The sequence below is a fragment of the Streptomyces sp. NPDC059443 genome (assembly GCF_042750105.1).
Taxonomy (GTDB): domain Bacteria; phylum Actinomycetota; class Actinomycetes; order Streptomycetales; family Streptomycetaceae; genus Streptomyces.
Genome location: NZ_JBHYVM010000015.1, coordinates 87293 through 102936 on the forward strand (window position 1 = coordinate 87293; position 15644 = coordinate 102936).

Sequence of the window (15644 nt, forward strand, 5' to 3'; positions counted from 1 at the left end):
CATGACTGCATGACTTTGGATGTGCGTCGGCCTCCCCGCCGCGGAGGTAACGGGGAGGCCGTTTGTACAGCGTGTGGGATCAGGCGAGGTCGCGGCGCGCCGCGATCTTCGCGGACAGACCGAAGATCTCGATGAAGCCCTGGGCCTTCGACTGGTCGAAGGTGTCGCCCGAGTCGTAGGTCGCGAGGTTGAAGTCGTACAGCGACTCCTCGGACTTGCGGCCGGTGACGACGGCGCGGCCGCCGTGCAGGGTCATCCGGATGTCACCGGTGACGTGCTGGTTGGCCTCGTTGATGAAGCCGTCCAGCGCCCGCTTCAGCGGGGAGAACCACAGGCCGTCGTAGACCATCTCGCCCCAGCGCTGCTCGACCTGCCGCTTGTAGCGGGCCAGCTCGCGCTCGACGGTGACGTTCTCCAGCTCCTGGTGGGCGGTGATCAGGGCGATCGCGCCGGGAGCCTCGTACACCTCACGGGACTTGATGCCGACGAGGCGGTCCTCGACGATGTCGATCCGGCCGATGCCCTGGGCGCCGGCGCGGTCGTTGAGCTGCTGGATCGCCTGGAGCACGGTGACGGGCTTGCCGTCGATGGCGACCGGGACGCCCTCCTTGAAGGAGATGACGACCTCGTCGGCCTCGCGCGGCAGGGCCGGGTTCGAGGTGTACTCGTAGATGTCCTCGATCGGCGCGTTCCAGATGTCCTCCAGGAAGCCCGTCTCGACGGCGCGCCCGAAGACGTTCTGGTCGATGGAGTACGGGGACTTCTTGGTGGTGGCGATCGGCAGGTTCGCCTTCTCGGCGAAGGCGATGGCCTTGTCCCGGGTCATCGCGTAGTCGCGGACCGGCGCGATGCACTTGAGGTCCGGGGCGAGGGCGACGATGCCCGCCTCGAAGCGGACCTGGTCGTTGCCCTTGCCGGTGCAGCCGTGGGCGACGGTCGTGGCGCCGTGCTTCTTGGCGGCGGCGACCAGGTGCTTGACGATGGCCGGCCGGGAAAGGGCCGAGACCAGCGGGTAGCGGTCCATGTAGAGGGCGTTCGCCTTGATCGCCGGGAGGCAGTACTCATTGGCGAACTCGTCAGAGGCGTCGGCGACCTCGGCCTCGACCGCACCGCAGTCGAGCGCGCGCTTGCGGATGACGTCCAGGTCCTCGCCGCCCTGGCCGACGTCCACGGCAACGGCGATGACCTCGGCGCCCGTCTCCTCGGCGATCCAGCCGATGGCGACGGAGGTGTCCAGGCCGCCCGAGTAGGCGAGTACGACGCGCTCGGTCACGGGTTTCTCCTTACGGTGCATTCAACGACAGGCATAACTATGCACTACTCCGTATGTTTCGTCAATTGCGCCCCGCCGACCCAGCTGACCAGCACGTATATCGGAGGCGCCGGCCGCCCACGGCCGCCTACCATCGGCGGAGGACTCGGGGAGGGGCACCATGGGAGCCGGTGTACGGCGGGACGTTCTGTGGGGCCAGGGGGCCGCGGTGGACCTGCTGAAGGGGCGCGAGCGGGCCCCCGTCTCCCGCCTGCTCGCCCAGAGCGGGCCCGAGGCCTGGACCTCCTTCGACGAGGAGGTGCGCCGCATCGGCCGCCGCTCCTGCGAACCGCTGCGCGGCAAGCGGATCGAGGCCCGGCTGTGCGACCCCGACGGGCGGGTCCGCGCGTCCGCCCTCCACGCGTGGTGGCTCCCGCCGCTCGAACTCCTCCTGCTCACGTGGGTCGCCTGGATCCCGCCGGTGCGCCGACGCATCCGGCTGGTGCTCCACCGGGCCGCCGCCACGTACCCGCCGATCGAACTCGTCCTGATCCGGTGTGCCGACTGGGCCCCGCCGGTCCGCGGGCGCGCCCGGCGGGTGCTCGGCCGGATGGTGGCCAAGAACCCCGTCGAGTGGCTGGTCCACCTCACCCCGCTCGTCCTGCGACTGGGCCGGCGCGAGCACGGAGCCTGGGCGGTGGAGCAGCTGGAGGCCGCCCTGACCGGCCGCTACTCCCTCCTCGCCGCGTGGTGGCGCCCCGGGCGGCCCTCGACGACCTGGAGCTGGAACTCGCTGACCCCGGCCCAGCGCACGGACATCCTGGACCGCCTGTGCGAGCGGCCCGACCTGCCGACCCGGCGGTTCGCCGCCCGGCTGTCCGTGGAGACCGGCCGGCTGGGCGTACGGGAGCTCGCGCTGCTGGCCGCCTGCGAACTGGATCCGGCCACGGCCCGGCTGTGGACCGACGCCGCGCTGCGGGCCATGGCTGCCGACGGGCCGGACCACGCGGCGGTCGACGCCCTGCTGACGGGGCGCCTCCCGATGGTCCGCGCCAGCGGGGTCACCGCCCTGCGCGGAGCCGGGCGGGCGGCCGAGGCCGAGCGGTACCTCACCGACCGGTCCGGCCTCGTACGGGCCTGCGCGCGCTGGCTGGTCAAGCAGGACGGCGGGGACCCGTACGAGCACTGCCTCGACCTGGTCACGGCCCCCGGGCCGATCTCCCCGCACGCGGTGACCGGCTTCGCCGAGTGCGCGAAGCACGCGGACGCACCGCTGCTGCACCACCTGCTCGGTCACCCCTCCGGCCCGGTGCGGGCCGCCGCCGTGGCCGGGCTGCGCCGGCTGGACGACGCCACCGACGACGCGCTCCTGATCCCCCTGCTGGACGACCCCTCGGCCTCGGTGGCCCGCGAGGCCTGCCTGAGCCTGCTCCAGGTGACGGAGCGGCTGGACCACCGTCACCTGGCCGAGCGCATCCGGCCCGAACGGCCCGTGCACGTGCGCCGGGCCGCCTTCCGGCTGCTGCGCGCACGGGGCGGGATCCATGAGCTGCGGGCCGCGGTGACCCTGTCGAAGGACCCCGACCCGTTCCTGCGCCGGGCGGCCCAGGGGATCGTGATCGGCTGGGACTGGCAATTCACCTGGCGCACCGGAGAGGCGGACCTCCCCGAACTGGCCTCACTGCTCACGCGCTCGGAGCACTTCCTCCACAAACCCGGCATACGGCTGCACCGCTCCCGGCTCGGTCTCACCGACTGAAATTCCCGCCGTCGGCCCCGGCGCACGATGGATAATCCGATCATGGGAAAGCTTTACGAACGTATCGACGGCCGGCTGCGCAAGTTCATCGAGGAGCAGCCGATCTTCTTCACCGCGACCGCCCCGCTGTCCGGTGACGGGCACATCAACCTCTCCCCCAAGGGCCGCGCCGGGACCCTCGTCGTCATCGACGAGCAGACCCTCGCCTACCTGGACTTCGGCGGCAGCGGCGCCGAGACCATCGCCCACGTCCGCGAGAACGGCCGCATCACGCTGATGTGGTGCGCGTTCAGCGGGCCGCCGAACATCGTGCGCATCCACGGTGAGGGCGAGGCCGTCTTCCGTGACGACCCGCGCTGGGACGGGCTGGTCGAGCTGTTCGGGGAGGCCGACGGGCCGGCGGCGCGCGCCGTCATCCTCGTCAAGGCCCGCCGGATCGCGGACGTGTGCGGCTACGCCATCCCGTTCATGGAGTACCAGGGCGAGCGCACCCTCCACGCGGAGTACTTCGGCCGCAAGACGGACGAGGAGTTCAACGAGTACTGCGAGAAGAAGGAGTTCATCGGGGTGAGCGTCGACGGCCTGCCTGCGCTGCCGCTGCCCCTTCCGCCCCGTACCGTCTGAGATGTGCTGCGTACCGCGCTCCTCGTCGCCTCACTGACCGTCACCACCCTGATCCCGCAAGGCCCCCACGGCTCCCCGCCGCTGGCCGCCCTGCTCGCGGACACCGGCGGCGGCAGCCAGCTGATCACCGCGGTGGCCCCCGCGCCGGGCTCCACTACGGGACGGGTGACCTGGTGGGACCGGCGGGCGGGGCGCTGGTACGAGGCCGGCGGCGCGCCGGCCCGCTTCGGGGCGAAGGGCCTGACCGAGGGTGCGACCCGCACCCAGGGCACGGACACCACCCCGGCCGGCCTGTACGCGCTCCCGTACGCCTTCGGCATCGCCCACGCCCCGGCCGGGACCGAGGTCGGCTACCGGCGGGTGACTCCCGCCTCCTGGTGGTGCCAGGACAACGCCTCGGGCAGCTACAACCGCTGGGTGGAGCCGCTGCCCGCGGACTGCGCGCCGGGCGAGGCCGAGCACCTGGCCGGGTACGCCGCGCAGTACGCGCACGCGCTGGTCATCGCCTTCAACTACGACCGGCCGGTACGGGGCCGGGGCGCGGGCATCTTCCTGCACGTCAACGGCAAGGGCGCGACGGCCGGCTGCGTCTCGGTCCCGGAGCGGGCCATGCGGGAGATCCTGCGCTGGGCGAACCCGCGCAGGCACCCGCACATCGCGATCGGCACGGAGTCGGGGGACCTGGCGGTCACCCGCTACTGAGGGCGCCGGGTCGGCTCTGGCGGCTCCGGGTCAGCTCTCCTTCTGGGCCAGCCGCAGCAGGTGGTCGGCCAGCGCCTGGCCGCCCGCCGGGTCGCGGCTGATCAGCATCAGTGTGTCGTCGCCCGCGATCGTGCCGAGGATCGCCTGGAGTTCGGCCTGGTCGATCGCCGAGGCGAGGAACTGGGCCGCACCCGGCGGGGTGCGCAGGACCACGAGGTTCGCGGAGGCCTCCGCCGAGATCAGCAGTTCCCCGGAGAGGCGCCGCATGCGCTCCTCCTTCGCCGACTCGCCCAGCGGTGCCTGCGGGGTGCGGAAACCGCCCTCGCTGGGGACCGCGTAGATCAGCTCGCCGCCCGTGTTGCGGATCTTCACCGCACCGAGCTCGTCGAGGTCGCGGCTGAGCGTCGCCTGGGTGACGCTCAGCCCGTCGTCGGCGAGCAGCTTGGCCAGCTGGCTCTGGGAGCGGACCGGCTGCCGGTTGAGGATGTCCACGATCCTGCGGTGGCGGGCCGTGCGAGTCTGCGGAACGGACTGCCCGTTTCCTTCGTGTTCCTGCGCCTGACTCATCGTCGTCCCATTCCCCGATTGATCATCCGTCCACGTCCGCGGCGGCCTTCGCCGCGTCCAGCACTCCGGGCAGGGCCTGGAGGAACGCGTCCGCCTCGGCCTCGGTGAGCACGTACGGGGGCATGAGCCGTACGACGTCGGGGGCGGGCGCGTTGACCAGGAAGCCGGCGTCCTGAGCCGCGCGCTGCACCTGCGGTGCGAGCGGCTCGGTCAGCACGATACCCAGCAGAAGCCCCGCACCACGGACATGCGAGACGAGCGGGTGTGCGAATCCTTCGATTCCGCTCCGCAGGTGCTCCCCGAGCTCCTTGACCCGGCCGAGGAGCCCCTCGGCCGCGATGGTGTCGATGACGGCGAGGCCGGCGGCGCAGGCGACCGGGTTGCCGCCGAAGGTGGTGCCGTGCTGGCCGGGCTGGAGCAGGCCGGCGGCCGGGCCGAAGGCGGCCACGGCCCCGATCGGCAGTCCGCCGCCGAGACCCTTCGCGAGCGTGACGAGGTCGGGCTCGACGCCCTCGTGGGCCTGGTGCTCGAACCACTGGCCGCAGCGCCCGATGCCGGTCTGCACCTCGTCGAGGACGAGCAGGGTGCCGGTGGCGCGGGTGATCTCGCGGGCGGCCGTCAGATAGCCGGCGGGCGGTACGACCACACCGTTCTCGCCCTGGATCGGCTCGATGATCACGAGCGCGGTCTCTTCGGTGACGGCGGCCCGCAGGGCCTCCACATCACCGTACGGGACGTGCGTGACATCGCCGGGCAGGGGCAGGAAGGGGTCCTGCTTCTTGGGCTGGCCGGTGAGCGCGAGGGCGCCCATGGTGCGGCCGTGGAAGCCGCCGTCGGTGGCGACCATGTGGGTCCGCCCGGTCAGCCGGCCGATCTTGAAGGCGGCCTCGACGGCCTCGGCGCCCGAGTTGCAGAAGAAGATCCTGCCCTCGCGGCCGAAGAGCTGGAGCAGCCGCTCGCCGAGCGCGAGGACCGGCTCGGAGGCGTAGAGGTTGGATACGTGGCCGAGGGTGGAGACCTGCTCGGTCACGGCGGAGACGATCGCCGGGTGGGCGTGGCCGAGGGCGTTGACCGCGATGCCGCCGACGAAGTCGGTGTACTGCTTGCCGTCCGCGTCCCAGACCTGGGCGCCGGCGCCGCGTACGAGGGCCAGCGCGGGGGTGCCGTAATTGTTGGTCAGCGCGCCCTGCCAGCGGGCCGCGTAGTGCTGGTTGCCGGTGGCCTGGCCGCTGGTCTCCTGGGTGGCGGTCATGCGGGGTCCCCTCCCTGTGCGTCGGGCACGACCATCGTGCCGATTCCCTCGTCCGTGAAGATCTCCAGCAGGATCGAGTGCTGGACCCGGCCGTCGATCACCCGGGCGGTGGTCACCCCGCTGCGGACGGCGTGCAGGCAGCCCTCCATCTTCGGGACCATCCCGCTCGACAGCTCGGGGAGCAGCTTCTCCAGCTCGCTGACGGTGAGCCGGCTGATGACCTCGTCGCTGTTGGGCCAGTCCGCGTAGAGCCCCTCCACGTCGGTGAGGACCATCAGCGTCTCGGCGCCGAGCGCGGCGGCGAGCGCCGCGGCGGCGGTGTCGGCGTTCACGTTGTACACGTGGTGGTCGTCGGCGCTGCGCGCGATGGAGGAGATGACCGGGATCCGGCCGTCCGCCAGCAGGGCCTCGATCGCGCCCGTGTCGATGGCGGTGATCTCGCCGACCCGCCCGATGTCCACGAGCTCGCCCTCGATCTCGGGGGTGTGCTTGGTGGCGGTGATGGTGTGGGCGTCCTCGCCGGTCATGCCCACGGCGAGCGGCCCGTGCTGGTTGAGCAGCCCGACCAGCTCGCGCTGGACCTGCCCCGCCAGGACCATCCGTACGACGTCCATGGCCTCCGGCGTGGTGACGCGCAGACCCGCCTTGAACTCGCTGACCAGGCCCTGCTTGTCCAGCTGGGCGTTGATCTGCGGGCCGCCGCCGTGCACGACGACCGGCTTGAGGCCGGCCTGGCGCAGGAAGACCACGTCCTGGGCGAAGGCCGCCTTCAGCTCCTCGTCGATCATGGCGTTGCCGCCGAACTTGATGACGACGATCTTGCCGTTGTGGCGGGTCAGCCAGGGCAGGGCCTCGATGAGGATCTGGGCCTTGGGCAGCGCGGTGTGCTTGCGTGCGGTGCTCATGACGAGTACGCGCTGTTCTCGTGGACGTACTCGGCCGTCAGGTCGTTGGCCCAGATGACCGCGGACTCGGAGCCGGTGGACAGGTCGGCGGTGATGCGCACCTCGCGGTCCTTCATGCTCACCAGGTCGCGGTCCTCGCCGACCGAGCCGTTCTTGCAGACCCAGACGCCGTTGATGGCCACATTGAGCCGGTCCGGGTCGAAGGCTGCCTTCGTGGTGCCGATCGCGGACAGGACGCGGCCCCAGTTCGGGTCCTCGCCGTGGATGGCGCACTTGAGCAGGTTGTTCCGGGCGATGGACCGGCCGACCTCGACCGCGTCCTCCTCGGTGGCCGCGCCGATGACCTCGATGCGGATGTCCTTGCTGGCGCCCTCGGCGTCGCCGATCAGCTGGCGGGCCAGGTCGTCGCAGACGGTGCGTACGGCTTCCGCGAAGGCCCCGTACTCCGGCACCTGGCCGGACGCGCCGGAGGCGAGCAGCAGCACGGTGTCGTTGGTGGACATGCAGCCGTCGGAGTCGACCCGGTCGAAGGTGGTGCGGGTCGCGGAGCGCAGCGCCTTGTCGAGGGTGGCACTGTCCAGGTCGGCGTCGGTGGTGAGGACGACGAGCATGGTGGCCAGGCCCGGGGCGAGCATGCCCGCGCCCTTGGCCATGCCGCCGACCGTCCAGCCGTCCTGGCTGACCGTGGCGGTCTTGTGCACGGTGTCGGTGGTCTTGATGGCGATGGCGGCGGCCTCGCCGCCGTCGGCGGAGAGCGCGGCGACCGCGGTGTCGACACCGGGGAGCAGCTTGTCCATGGGGAGCAGTACGCCGATCAGGCCGGTGGACGCGACGGCGACCTCACCGGCGTTGACCTCTCCGCCGAGGGCCGCGGCGACCTTCTCGGCGGTGGCGTGGGTGTCCTGGAAGCCCTTGGGGCCGGTGCAGGCGTTGGCGCCGCCGGAGTTCAGGACCACCGCGCTGACGGCGGCACCCCGGAGCACCTGCTCGGACCAGTGGACGGGCGCGGCCTTGACACGGTTGGAGGTGAAGACGCCGGCGGCGGCCAGACGCGGGCCGTTGTTGACGACGAGTGCGAGGTCCGGGTTGCCGTTCGCCTTGATCCCGGCGGCGATGCCCGCGGCCGTGAATCCCTGTGCTGCCGTGACGCTCACGGTGCGACTCCGATCGTGGAAAGACCCAGGCCCTCGTGGAGGCCGAGGGCGATGTTCATGCTCTGGACAGCGCCGCCGGCGGTGCCCTTGGTGAGGTTGTCGATGGCGCTGATCGCGATGATCCGCTGGGCGGCCTCGTCGTACGCGACCTGGATGTGAACGGCGTTGGAACCGTAGACGGAGGCGGTCGCCGGCCACTGCCCCTCGGGCAACAAGTGTACGAAGGGCTCGTCGGCGTACGCCTTCTCGTACGCGGCGCGGACCGCGTCGGCGGTGGTGCCGGGGAGCGCCTTCGCGGAGCAGGTGGCGAGGATGCCGCGCGGCATGGGCGCCAGCATCGGCGTGAACGAGACGGAGACCCGCTCACCCGCGAGGGGGCTGAGGTTCTGCACCATCTCGGGGGTGTGGCGGTGGCCGCCGCCGACCCCGTACGGGCTCATGGAGCCCATGACCTCGGAGCCGAGCAGGTTCGGCTTGAGCGCCTTGCCGGCGCCGGAGGTGCCGGTGGCGGCGACGATCACGGCCTCGGGCTCGGCGAGCTGTGCGGCGTAGGCGGGGAAGAGCGCGAGCGAGACGGCGGTCGGGTAGCACCCGGGCACGGCGATGCGCTTGCTGCCCGCCAGCGCGGCGCGGGCTCCCGGCAGCTCGGGGAGGCCGTAGGGCCAGGTCCCGGCGTGCGGGGCCCCGTAGAACTTGTCCCAGTCGGCGGAGTCCTTGAGCCGGTGGTCGGCGCCCATGTCCACGACGAGGACGTCCTCGCCGAGCTGGGCGGCGACGGCGGCGGACTGCCCGTGGGGCAGCGCCAGGAAGACGACATCGTGCCCGGCGAGCACCTCGGGCGTGGTCGCCTCCAGGGTCCGCCCGGCCAGCGGCACCAGGTGCGGCTGGAGCGAGCCGAGCAGTTGCCCGGCGTTGGAGTTCGCGGTCAGCGCGCCGATCTCGACCTCGGGGTGGGCCAGGAGCAGACGCAGCACTTCTCCGCCCGCGTATCCACTCGCACCGGCCACCGCTACACGTACCACCATCGGACCCTCCTCCTCGATGGCATGACTATACGTATCTCCGCAGTTTTATGCAAAGACTTCCGCTCTTATCCCCACTCTCCGGCAGAACCGGGAGCGCGGCGCTACAAAGCGGTGTCGGGGAGGGCTGCCGAGGGCCCGGCCGGCCGGGGGTTCCTGACCGGGCGCGTGAGGATCTTGGACACGCAGGCCGGGATGGCGGCGCCCGCCTCGTGGGAACGGGCCCGGTAGGCGCTGGGGCTCTCGCCGACCAGCTCGGTGAAGCGGGAGCTGAACGACCCCAGCGAGGTACAGCCGACCGCGAAGCAGACCTCGGTGACCGTCAGGTCGCCCCGGCGCAGCAGCGCCTTGGCCCGCTCGACGCGGCGGGTCATCAGGTAGCTGTACGGGGTCTCGCCGAAGGCCGCGCGGAAACTCCGCGAGAAGTGCCCCGCCGACATGAGGGCGATGTCCGCCAGCGCCGCGACGTCCAGCGGGCTCGCGTAGTCGCGGTCCATGGCATCGCGGGCACGGCGCAGCCGTACCAGATCCTCAAGCATCACGTGCACCAGCATGGCACGGCAGGGGTGGCGGACGGAGGCCGTCCGGTAGCGCGAAAAACCGGGCCCCGCACAGGGGCCCGGTTCAGGGGAACAGCGGGAGCGGGGCTACTTCTCGCCCTTCTCCGCCTTCTCCGCCTTCTCGGCCTGCATCTGCTTGATGCGGACGGTCTCCTTGCGGACATCGGCCTGGATGGCGCGCTCCTTGGCGAGCCACTCGGGCGCCTCCGCCTTCAGGGCCTCGATCTGCTCGGTGGTGAGCGCCTCGGTGACACCGCCGCGCGCCAGGCCGGAGATGGAGATCCCGAGCTTCGCCGCGACCACCGGACGGGGGTGCGGGCCGTTGTTCCGGAGGTCCTGCAGCCACTGGGGCGGCTCGGCCTGGAGGGCGGCCAGCTCGGTGCGCGAGACGACACCCTCCTGGAACTCTGCGGGGGTGGCCTCTAGGTACACACCCAGCTTCTTCGCCGCGGTCGCGGGCTTCATGGTCTGGGCGTTCTGCTGCGACGTCATGGTGTCAAGGGTATAGAGCGTGTGCGCCCCCTCCGACCACGGCCGGTAATCTGGCCGGGTGACAGACACCCGGACACCCCCGTCGTTCCAGCTCGCGTACGTACCCGGGGTGACGCCCACCAAGTGGGTCCGGGTCTGGAAGGAGCGGCTGCCCGACGTCCCGCTGACCCTGGTCCAGATCACTCCCGCCGAAGCCCCCGCCCTGCTGCGGGAGCGCGGCGCCGACGCCGGATTCGTCCGGCTGCCGATCGACCGTACGGGCCTCAGCGCGATCCCGCTCTACACCGAGACCACGGTCGTCGTGATCCCCAAGGACCACCTCCTGGCGGCGGCCGAGGAGGTCCCGCTCGCGGATCTGGCCGACGAGATCGTGCTCCACCCCCTCGACGACACCCTCGACTGGGAGCAGCTGCCGGGCAAGCCCGCGCTGCAGCGCCCCGAGACCACCGCCGACGCGATCGAGCTGGTGGCGGCGGGGATCGGGGTGCTCGCCGTACCGCAGTCGCTCGCGCGTCTGCACCACCGCAAGGACCTGACGTACCGCACGCTCCTCGACGCCCCCGCCTCGCGCGTCGCGCTGTCCTGGGCCGAGGAGGACGAGACCCCCGACCTGGTGGAGGAGTTCATCGGGATCGTGCGCGGGCGGACGGTCAACAGCTCGCGCGGCCGCGGCCGCACCCAGCCCGAGCCCGAGCCGAAGAAGGCGAAGCCGGCGCGCAAGCCGGCCCCCCGTACGGGCGGCAAGCCGGCGGCCAAGAACCCGCGCGGCGGCGCCCCCAAGGGCGGCAAGGCGACGGCCAAGTCCACCGGCAAGCGCGGCAAGCCCCGCGGCCGCTAGACCCATACATTCGAACGCTTGGGCAGTCCCCGGAATGCGTTGCGCCCGGCGCACGCCCATCCCTATGGTCACTTCGTATTCATTACGTCACAGTGAGCAATCTGGGGGCAAGGGTGTTACGCATCGTCAAGGGACTCGCCGCACTGGCCGCCGGGGCGGTCCTCGCCCTGGGCGCGGGGGTCGCACCCGCGAGCGCCGCCGAGGGCTCGTGCGCGGGCGGGGTCACCGGGCGGCTGCCGAGGGTGCAGGACCAGCGGTTCTACGTGCAGTGCGGGGGCGGGATCGCCACCGTGCTGGCCTGCCCCACCGGGCAGGTGTACGCCCCCGAGCGCCAGCTCTGCGACGACCCCGAGCGGGTCCGCCCCGCCGTGGCCACCGCCGCGGTGGCGGCGACGGCCGGCCCGGCGAAGCTGAACGGACTGCTGTTCGGCGTCAAGAACCTCAGCGCCACCGTGCGCATCGCGGACGCCCCGGCCGGGCTGGACGGCGTACCGGTCACCTTCACCACCCTCGGCGGCCGGACCCTCTGCACCGCCGTCACCGACCAGTTCGGCGCCGCCCGCTGTGACACCCCGGCCCGGCTCACGATCCCGCTGGACGAGATCCTGCGCGGCTACCGGGCGAACTACGCGGGCATCGGCGGGATCTACCTCGGCTCCTCCGCCACCGCCCCCGTCTCGCTGCTCTGAGCAGCCCCGCCGAGCGGGTGCCGGACCCAGACGTTCGGCTCGACGTATACCGCGTAGCCCTGTTCCGGTTCGCAGCGGACCGGGTTCAGGGCTCCGGGTACGCGGACCGGGCCCGCCGTGTCGAAGGGGAGGCCGGTCCACTCGCGCCACTGCTCCAGCGAGCCGGTGATCGTCATCGACAGCGGGGCCACCGACTCGATGACGGCGCCCGCCCGCACGTGCACCCGTAGCCACGGGTCGTGGGGCAGGCCGTCCTCGCGGACGCGGTACGCGTACTCGTGGATCGAGGCGTCCGGTTCGGCGGGCTTCCCGCTGGGCCGGACCGGGGCCACGACCTCCGTGAACCCGTGCGCGCGGGCGGTCTCCCGCATGGCCGTGAGCATCCGTCCCGACAGGCCCCGGCCCTGCCGGTCCGGCCGGACGCTGATCTCGATGGCGCTGACCGTGTCGGGCTTCGTCCCGCACCGCAGGTCCGAGAAGGCCCACATCAGCACCCGGTCCCAGCCCTGCGCCGGCAACTTCCCGTCCCGGCCCGCCGTGTGGAGGGCGAACGGCACGCTGTAGGCCCTGGCGACCACCTCGCCGGTGGCCTCGTCGGTCGCGACGAAGACGTACTCCGGGAGTTCCGTCACCATCCTCGGGTACAGCAGCCACGCGATCGAGTCCTGCGAGGCGAACGCGGGCCAGGAGTCCGCCATCCCCCAGAGGGCGTCGGCCAGTTCGGGCCGCTCCGCGATCGTGGTGATCCGGATCCCGGTTCCGTCTGCGTCCTTTTCGTGCATGGCCGCAGGCTATGCGGGGTCCCCGGCGCCCCTCAACCGGATTAGACCGGCGCCTGGAGGGAGAGGTGCCAGCGTCGCGGCCAGCCGGCCAGGGTGACCGTGGACAGGGGGCGGACGTCCAGGCTCCAGTAGGTCGACGGGGGCACGTTCAGGGCGTAGACCAGCGCGGCCCGGACCACCGAGGGCTCCGCCACCGCCACGATCGCTCCCCCGTCGTCCGCCGGCCGGGTGTCGAGCCAGCCGCCGATCCGGGCGATGAAGGCGAGCAGGGATTCCCCGCCGTGCGGGGCGGCCCGGGGGTCCGCGAGCCAGAGGTCCACGGCGGCCGGCTCCCGGGCGGCCACCTCCGCCAGGGTCAGCCCGCGCCAGCGGCCCATGTCGCACTCGCGCAGCGCGGGCTGCGCCATGGGCGCGTACCCGAGGGCCGCGCCGGTGGCCCGGCTGCGCGAGGTCGGCGAGCAGTAGCGGAGGTCGGCCGAGCCCAGCGGTACGAGCCCGCGCGCGGCGGACTCCACCGCGCGCCAACCGTCCACGTCGATGGGGCGGTCGTCGTCGAAGCGCTCTGCGAGCAGCGAGGTACTACGGGCTGCTGCGACTAGCGAAACCCGAACATGCATGCGGCGATGGTGAGCCGCATGTGCCACGGGGTCAAGCGTCTGGACCGAGCCCCGACCGCAGCCGCCTGACCGCCTCGGTCAGTTCGCCCGCGCCGGACACCCCGGCGAAACTCATCCGGACGTACGGAGCGGGCGGTTCCGCGCAGAAGAACGGCCGGCCGGGGGCAACCTGCACCCCGGCGCGCAGCCCGGCCGCCGTGAAGGCCGCGTCGTCCAGGCCCCCGCCGGTCCGGGCCCAGACCTGGTACCCGCCGCGCGGCGGGCAGGGCACCTCCAGCTCCGGCAGCTCCCTGCGCAGGGCCCCCAGCAGGGTGTCCCGCCGGTGGCGGAGCTCGCCGGCCAGGGCCTTCAGGTGGCGGGGCCAGGCCGGTGCGCCGACCAGTTCCAGGGCGGCCTCCTGGAGCGGCCGGGGCACGAAGAAGCTGTCCACGACCTGGATCGCGCGCAGCCGGTCCCGTACCGGTCCCCGGGCGGTCAGCGCGCCCACCCGCAGGCTGGGCGAGGCGATCTTGGTCAGTGAGCGCAGGTGCACGACCACCCCGTCGGTGTCCTGGGAGGCGAGGGTCGCGGGCGGCGGGCCGGAGTCCTCGTGGACCAGGAAACGCGCGTAGTCGTCCTCCACCACGAACGCCCCGGCGGCGCGCGCGATCCGCAGCACCTCGCCCCGCCGCTCCTCGGACAGCACCGCCCCGGTCGGGTTGTGGAACAGCGGCTGGCATACGAACACCCGCGCCCCGGTCGCCTCGAAGGCGGCGGCCAGCAGCTCCGGCCGGACCCCGTCCGCGTCCACCGGGACCGGCACGGGCCGGCAGCCGGAGGACCGGGCGATGGCCAGCATCCCCGGGTAGGTCGGGGATTCGACGAGGACCGGCGCCCCGGGCGGGGCGAGCGCACGCAGGGCGGTGGTGAGCGCGCTCTGCCCGCCCGCCGTCACCAGGACGTCCGCGGCCCGGACGGTCCCGGCCGGTCCGCCGATCTCCCGCGCGAACCAGTCCCGCAGCTCCGCCAGCCCTTCCACCGGAGGCCGCCCCCACGCCCCGGGCCGCCGCCCGGCGCGGGCCAGAGCGGCGGCCATGGCCCGCTCGGGCTGGAGGGTGGGGTGCAGGTAGCCGCCGTTGAGCTCGATGACCCCGGTCGGCGGCACGGCCAGGGTGGCGAGCACCCCGGAGGCGTCGACGGAGCGCGGGACCACCTCGCCCGCCCCTTCGGCGCTCAGCGCGACGGCCTGCCAGGAGGTGTCTCCGGGCGCGGGTGCCTGCGTACGGGGCTGCGCGCGGAAGGCGCCGGCTCCGGGGCGGGTGACCACCAGGCCTTCGGCGCCGAGCTGCGCCAGGGCCCTGGTCACGGTGACGGGACTGACGCGGTAGCGCTCGACGAGGGCCCGACTTGACGGGAGTTTTCCACCCAACGGGTAGCGGTTCAGTTCCGCCCTCAGGGATTCCACCAGCTCTGCCACACTGCTACGCTCGTACATGACAGCACAGAATAGCGCTACTCTCCCCAAGGCGATAGCAGTTCGGACCCCGGCCACTGACGGATCGGCCACCGGCAGCCGGTTCGGCGGAGGCACCGTCCTCGCCGCGGCCGGTGTCGTCACCTTCTCGCTGACCTTCCCCGGCACCGCCTGGGGCCTGGAGAGCTTCGGCCCCTGGTCCCTCTTCGCGCTGCGCTGCCTGCTCGCCGGCCTGGTCGCCGCGGGCTGTCTGCTGGCCGGGCGCGTGGCGCTCCCGGACCGCGCGCACTGGATGGGCCTCGCGGTGGTCGCGGGCGGCACGGTCATCGGCTTCCCGCTGCTCACCACCCTCGCGCTCCAGACCTCCACCACCTCGCACGCCGCCGTCGTGGTCGGCCTGCTGCCGCTGACCACCGCGGCCATCTCCTCGCTGCGCACCGGGGCCCGGCCCTCGCGGCGGTTCTGGGTGGCGGCCGCCGCCGGGGCCGCCGTGGTCCTCGGCTTCACCGTGTCCCAGAGCGGCGGCTCCCTCTCGGCCGGCGACGGCCTGCTCTTCGCCGCCCTGCTGGTGTGCGCCGCCGGGTACACCGAAGGCGGCCGCCTGGCCCGCCTGATGCCCGGCTGGCAGGTGGCCGCCTGGGCGCTGGTGCTGTGCCTGCCGATCGGCGCGGCCGGCTCCGCGCTCGCGCTCGCGTACGAACCGGCCCACCTGAACTGGCACGGGCTCGCCGGGCTCGTCTGGGTCTCGGTCAGCTCCTCCTTCCTCGGCCTCTACCTCTGGTACCGGGGCATGGCCGAGATCGGCGCGGCCCGCGCGAGCCAGCTACAGCTCGCGCAGCCGCTGCTGACCCTGGTGTGGTCGGTGGTGCTGCTCGGCGAGGAGCTGTCCCCCGCCGCGCCCGTCGCCGCCGGTGCGGTCCTGATCTGCATCGCCGTGACCCAACGGGTCAAATAGCATGGAAACGACCTAAACTGC

The 15644-nt window shown here is 72.7% G+C and carries 17 protein-coding genes; 6 read left to right on the top strand and 11 right to left on the bottom strand.

Annotation, left to right across the window (positions count from 1 at the left end):
• Positions 1-79: 79 nt before the first annotated feature.
• A complete protein-coding gene (locus tag ACFXDJ_RS16970; RefSeq protein WP_384650315.1) occupies positions 80-1273 on the bottom strand; it encodes an argininosuccinate synthase in 1194 nt (397 codons plus the stop codon).
• A gap of 160 nt (positions 1274-1433) precedes the next feature.
• Here ACFXDJ_RS16970 and ACFXDJ_RS16975 point away from each other — a divergent pair, with 160 nt between their 5' ends.
• Genes ACFXDJ_RS16975 through ACFXDJ_RS16985 form a run of 3 tightly spaced genes read left to right on the top strand, consistent with a single transcriptional unit; the run spans position 1434 to position 4337 of the window.
• Positions 1434-3011 (top strand): hypothetical protein, encoded by a 1578-nt coding sequence (locus ACFXDJ_RS16975; RefSeq protein ID WP_384650317.1) that lies wholly within the window; start codon positions 1434-1436, stop codon positions 3009-3011.
• A 42-nt stretch (positions 3012-3053) separates the two neighbouring features.
• Positions 3054-3635, top strand: a complete 582-nt coding sequence (locus ACFXDJ_RS16980) for a pyridoxamine 5'-phosphate oxidase family protein (RefSeq protein WP_384650319.1) — start codon at positions 3054-3056, stop codon at positions 3633-3635.
• Between the two features lie 33 nt (positions 3636-3668).
• Entirely contained in the window at positions 3669-4337 is a 669-nt protein-coding gene (locus ACFXDJ_RS16985) for a L,D-transpeptidase (protein WP_384650367.1), read from the top strand.
• A gap of 30 nt (positions 4338-4367) precedes the next feature.
• Here the strand turns inward: ACFXDJ_RS16985 and ACFXDJ_RS16990 are convergent, their stop codons facing one another.
• From ACFXDJ_RS16990 to ACFXDJ_RS17020, 7 genes are all read right to left on the bottom strand, one after another.
• A complete protein-coding gene (locus tag ACFXDJ_RS16990) occupies positions 4368-4904 on the bottom strand; it encodes an arginine repressor (RefSeq protein WP_384849364.1) in 537 nt (178 codons plus the stop codon).
• Between the two features lie 22 nt (positions 4905-4926).
• Complete coding sequence (locus tag ACFXDJ_RS16995) at positions 4927-6156, bottom strand: acetylornithine transaminase (protein ID WP_384650323.1); 1230 nt, start codon at positions 6154-6156, stop codon at positions 4927-4929.
• Positions 6153-7061: an acetylglutamate kinase gene (argB, locus tag ACFXDJ_RS17000; RefSeq protein ID WP_384650325.1), complete on the bottom strand. Its 909-nt coding sequence runs from the start codon at positions 7059-7061 to the stop codon at positions 6153-6155. Before argB ends, ACFXDJ_RS16995 begins: the two co-directional genes overlap by 4 nt.
• Positions 7058-8215, bottom strand: coding sequence for a bifunctional glutamate N-acetyltransferase/amino-acid acetyltransferase ArgJ (argJ, locus tag ACFXDJ_RS17005; protein WP_384650327.1), 1158 nt, complete (start codon positions 8213-8215; stop codon positions 7058-7060). Before argJ ends, argB begins: the two co-directional genes overlap by 4 nt.
• Positions 8212-9240, bottom strand: coding sequence for an N-acetyl-gamma-glutamyl-phosphate reductase (argC, locus tag ACFXDJ_RS17010; protein WP_384650329.1), 1029 nt, complete (start codon positions 9238-9240; stop codon positions 8212-8214). Before argC ends, argJ begins: the two co-directional genes overlap by 4 nt.
• A gap of 101 nt (positions 9241-9341) precedes the next feature.
• On the bottom strand, positions 9342-9779 hold the full coding sequence (locus tag ACFXDJ_RS17015) for a helix-turn-helix transcriptional regulator (RefSeq protein ID WP_384650331.1): 438 nt from the start codon (positions 9777-9779) through the stop codon (positions 9342-9344).
• A 105-nt stretch (positions 9780-9884) separates the two neighbouring features.
• Positions 9885-10289, bottom strand: a complete 405-nt coding sequence (locus ACFXDJ_RS17020) for a DUF5997 family protein (protein ID WP_384650333.1) — start codon at positions 10287-10289, stop codon at positions 9885-9887.
• A gap of 58 nt (positions 10290-10347) precedes the next feature.
• Here ACFXDJ_RS17020 and ACFXDJ_RS17025 point away from each other — a divergent pair, with 58 nt between their 5' ends.
• Complete coding sequence (locus tag ACFXDJ_RS17025) at positions 10348-11127, top strand: LysR family substrate-binding domain-containing protein (protein ID WP_384650335.1); 780 nt, start codon at positions 10348-10350, stop codon at positions 11125-11127.
• A 113-nt stretch (positions 11128-11240) separates the two neighbouring features.
• The gene (locus tag ACFXDJ_RS17030; RefSeq protein WP_384650337.1) at positions 11241-11816 is read left to right on the top strand and encodes a chitin binding peritrophin-A domain-containing protein; all 576 of its coding nucleotides are present in this window, start codon (positions 11241-11243) and stop codon (positions 11814-11816) included.
• Here the strand turns inward: ACFXDJ_RS17030 and ACFXDJ_RS17035 are convergent.
• The 3 genes from ACFXDJ_RS17035 to ACFXDJ_RS17045 are packed head-to-tail and all read right to left on the bottom strand — an operon-like array spanning position 11774 to position 14689.
• The gene (locus tag ACFXDJ_RS17035; protein ID WP_384650339.1) at positions 11774-12598 is read right to left on the bottom strand and encodes a GNAT family N-acetyltransferase; all 825 of its coding nucleotides are present in this window, start codon (positions 12596-12598) and stop codon (positions 11774-11776) included. The two genes, ACFXDJ_RS17030 and ACFXDJ_RS17035, sit on opposite strands and share 43 nt — an antisense overlap.
• Positions 12599-12639: 41 nt before the next feature.
• Complete coding sequence (locus tag ACFXDJ_RS17040; RefSeq protein ID WP_384849367.1) at positions 12640-13215, bottom strand: histidine phosphatase family protein; 576 nt, start codon at positions 13213-13215, stop codon at positions 12640-12642.
• A 31-nt stretch (positions 13216-13246) separates the two neighbouring features.
• Positions 13247-14689, bottom strand: coding sequence for a PLP-dependent aminotransferase family protein (locus ACFXDJ_RS17045; protein WP_384650342.1), 1443 nt, complete (start codon positions 14687-14689; stop codon positions 13247-13249).
• On the opposite strand from ACFXDJ_RS17045, the gene ACFXDJ_RS17050 reads away from it, so the two are divergent.
• Positions 14688-15623, top strand: a complete 936-nt coding sequence (locus ACFXDJ_RS17050) for a DMT family transporter (protein ID WP_384650344.1) — start codon at positions 14688-14690, stop codon at positions 15621-15623. The two genes, ACFXDJ_RS17045 and ACFXDJ_RS17050, sit on opposite strands and share 2 nt — an antisense overlap.
• The last annotated feature ends 21 nt before the right edge of the window (positions 15624-15644 follow it).

Coding starts and splice junctions, on each gene's coding strand:
- ACFXDJ_RS17040 (WP_384849367.1), bottom strand. CDS start 13,215: ATGCATGTTCGGGTTTCGCTAGTCGCAGCAGCCCGTAGTACCTCGCTG.
- ACFXDJ_RS16995 (WP_384650323.1), bottom strand. CDS start 6,156: ATGACCGCCACCCAGGAGACCAGCGGCCAGGCCACCGGCAACCAGCAC.
- ACFXDJ_RS17050 (WP_384650344.1), top strand. CDS start 14,688: ATGACAGCACAGAATAGCGCTACTCTCCCCAAGGCGATAGCAGTTCGG.
- ACFXDJ_RS17045 (WP_384650342.1), bottom strand. CDS start 14,689: ATGTACGAGCGTAGCAGTGTGGCAGAGCTGGTGGAATCCCTGAGGGCG.
- argC (WP_384650329.1), bottom strand. CDS start 9,240: ATGGTGGTACGTGTAGCGGTGGCCGGTGCGAGTGGATACGCGGGCGGA.
- argB (WP_384650325.1), bottom strand. CDS start 7,061: ATGAGCACCGCACGCAAGCACACCGCGCTGCCCAAGGCCCAGATCCTC.
- ACFXDJ_RS16975 (WP_384650317.1), top strand. CDS start 1,434: ATGGGAGCCGGTGTACGGCGGGACGTTCTGTGGGGCCAGGGGGCCGCG.
- ACFXDJ_RS17020 (WP_384650333.1), bottom strand. CDS start 10,289: ATGACGTCGCAGCAGAACGCCCAGACCATGAAGCCCGCGACCGCGGCG.
- ACFXDJ_RS17035 (WP_384650339.1), bottom strand. CDS start 12,598: ATGCACGAAAAGGACGCAGACGGAACCGGGATCCGGATCACCACGATC.
- ACFXDJ_RS16980 (WP_384650319.1), top strand. CDS start 3,054: ATGGGAAAGCTTTACGAACGTATCGACGGCCGGCTGCGCAAGTTCATC.
- ACFXDJ_RS16990 (WP_384849364.1), bottom strand. CDS start 4,904: ATGAGTCAGGCGCAGGAACACGAAGGAAACGGGCAGTCCGTTCCGCAG.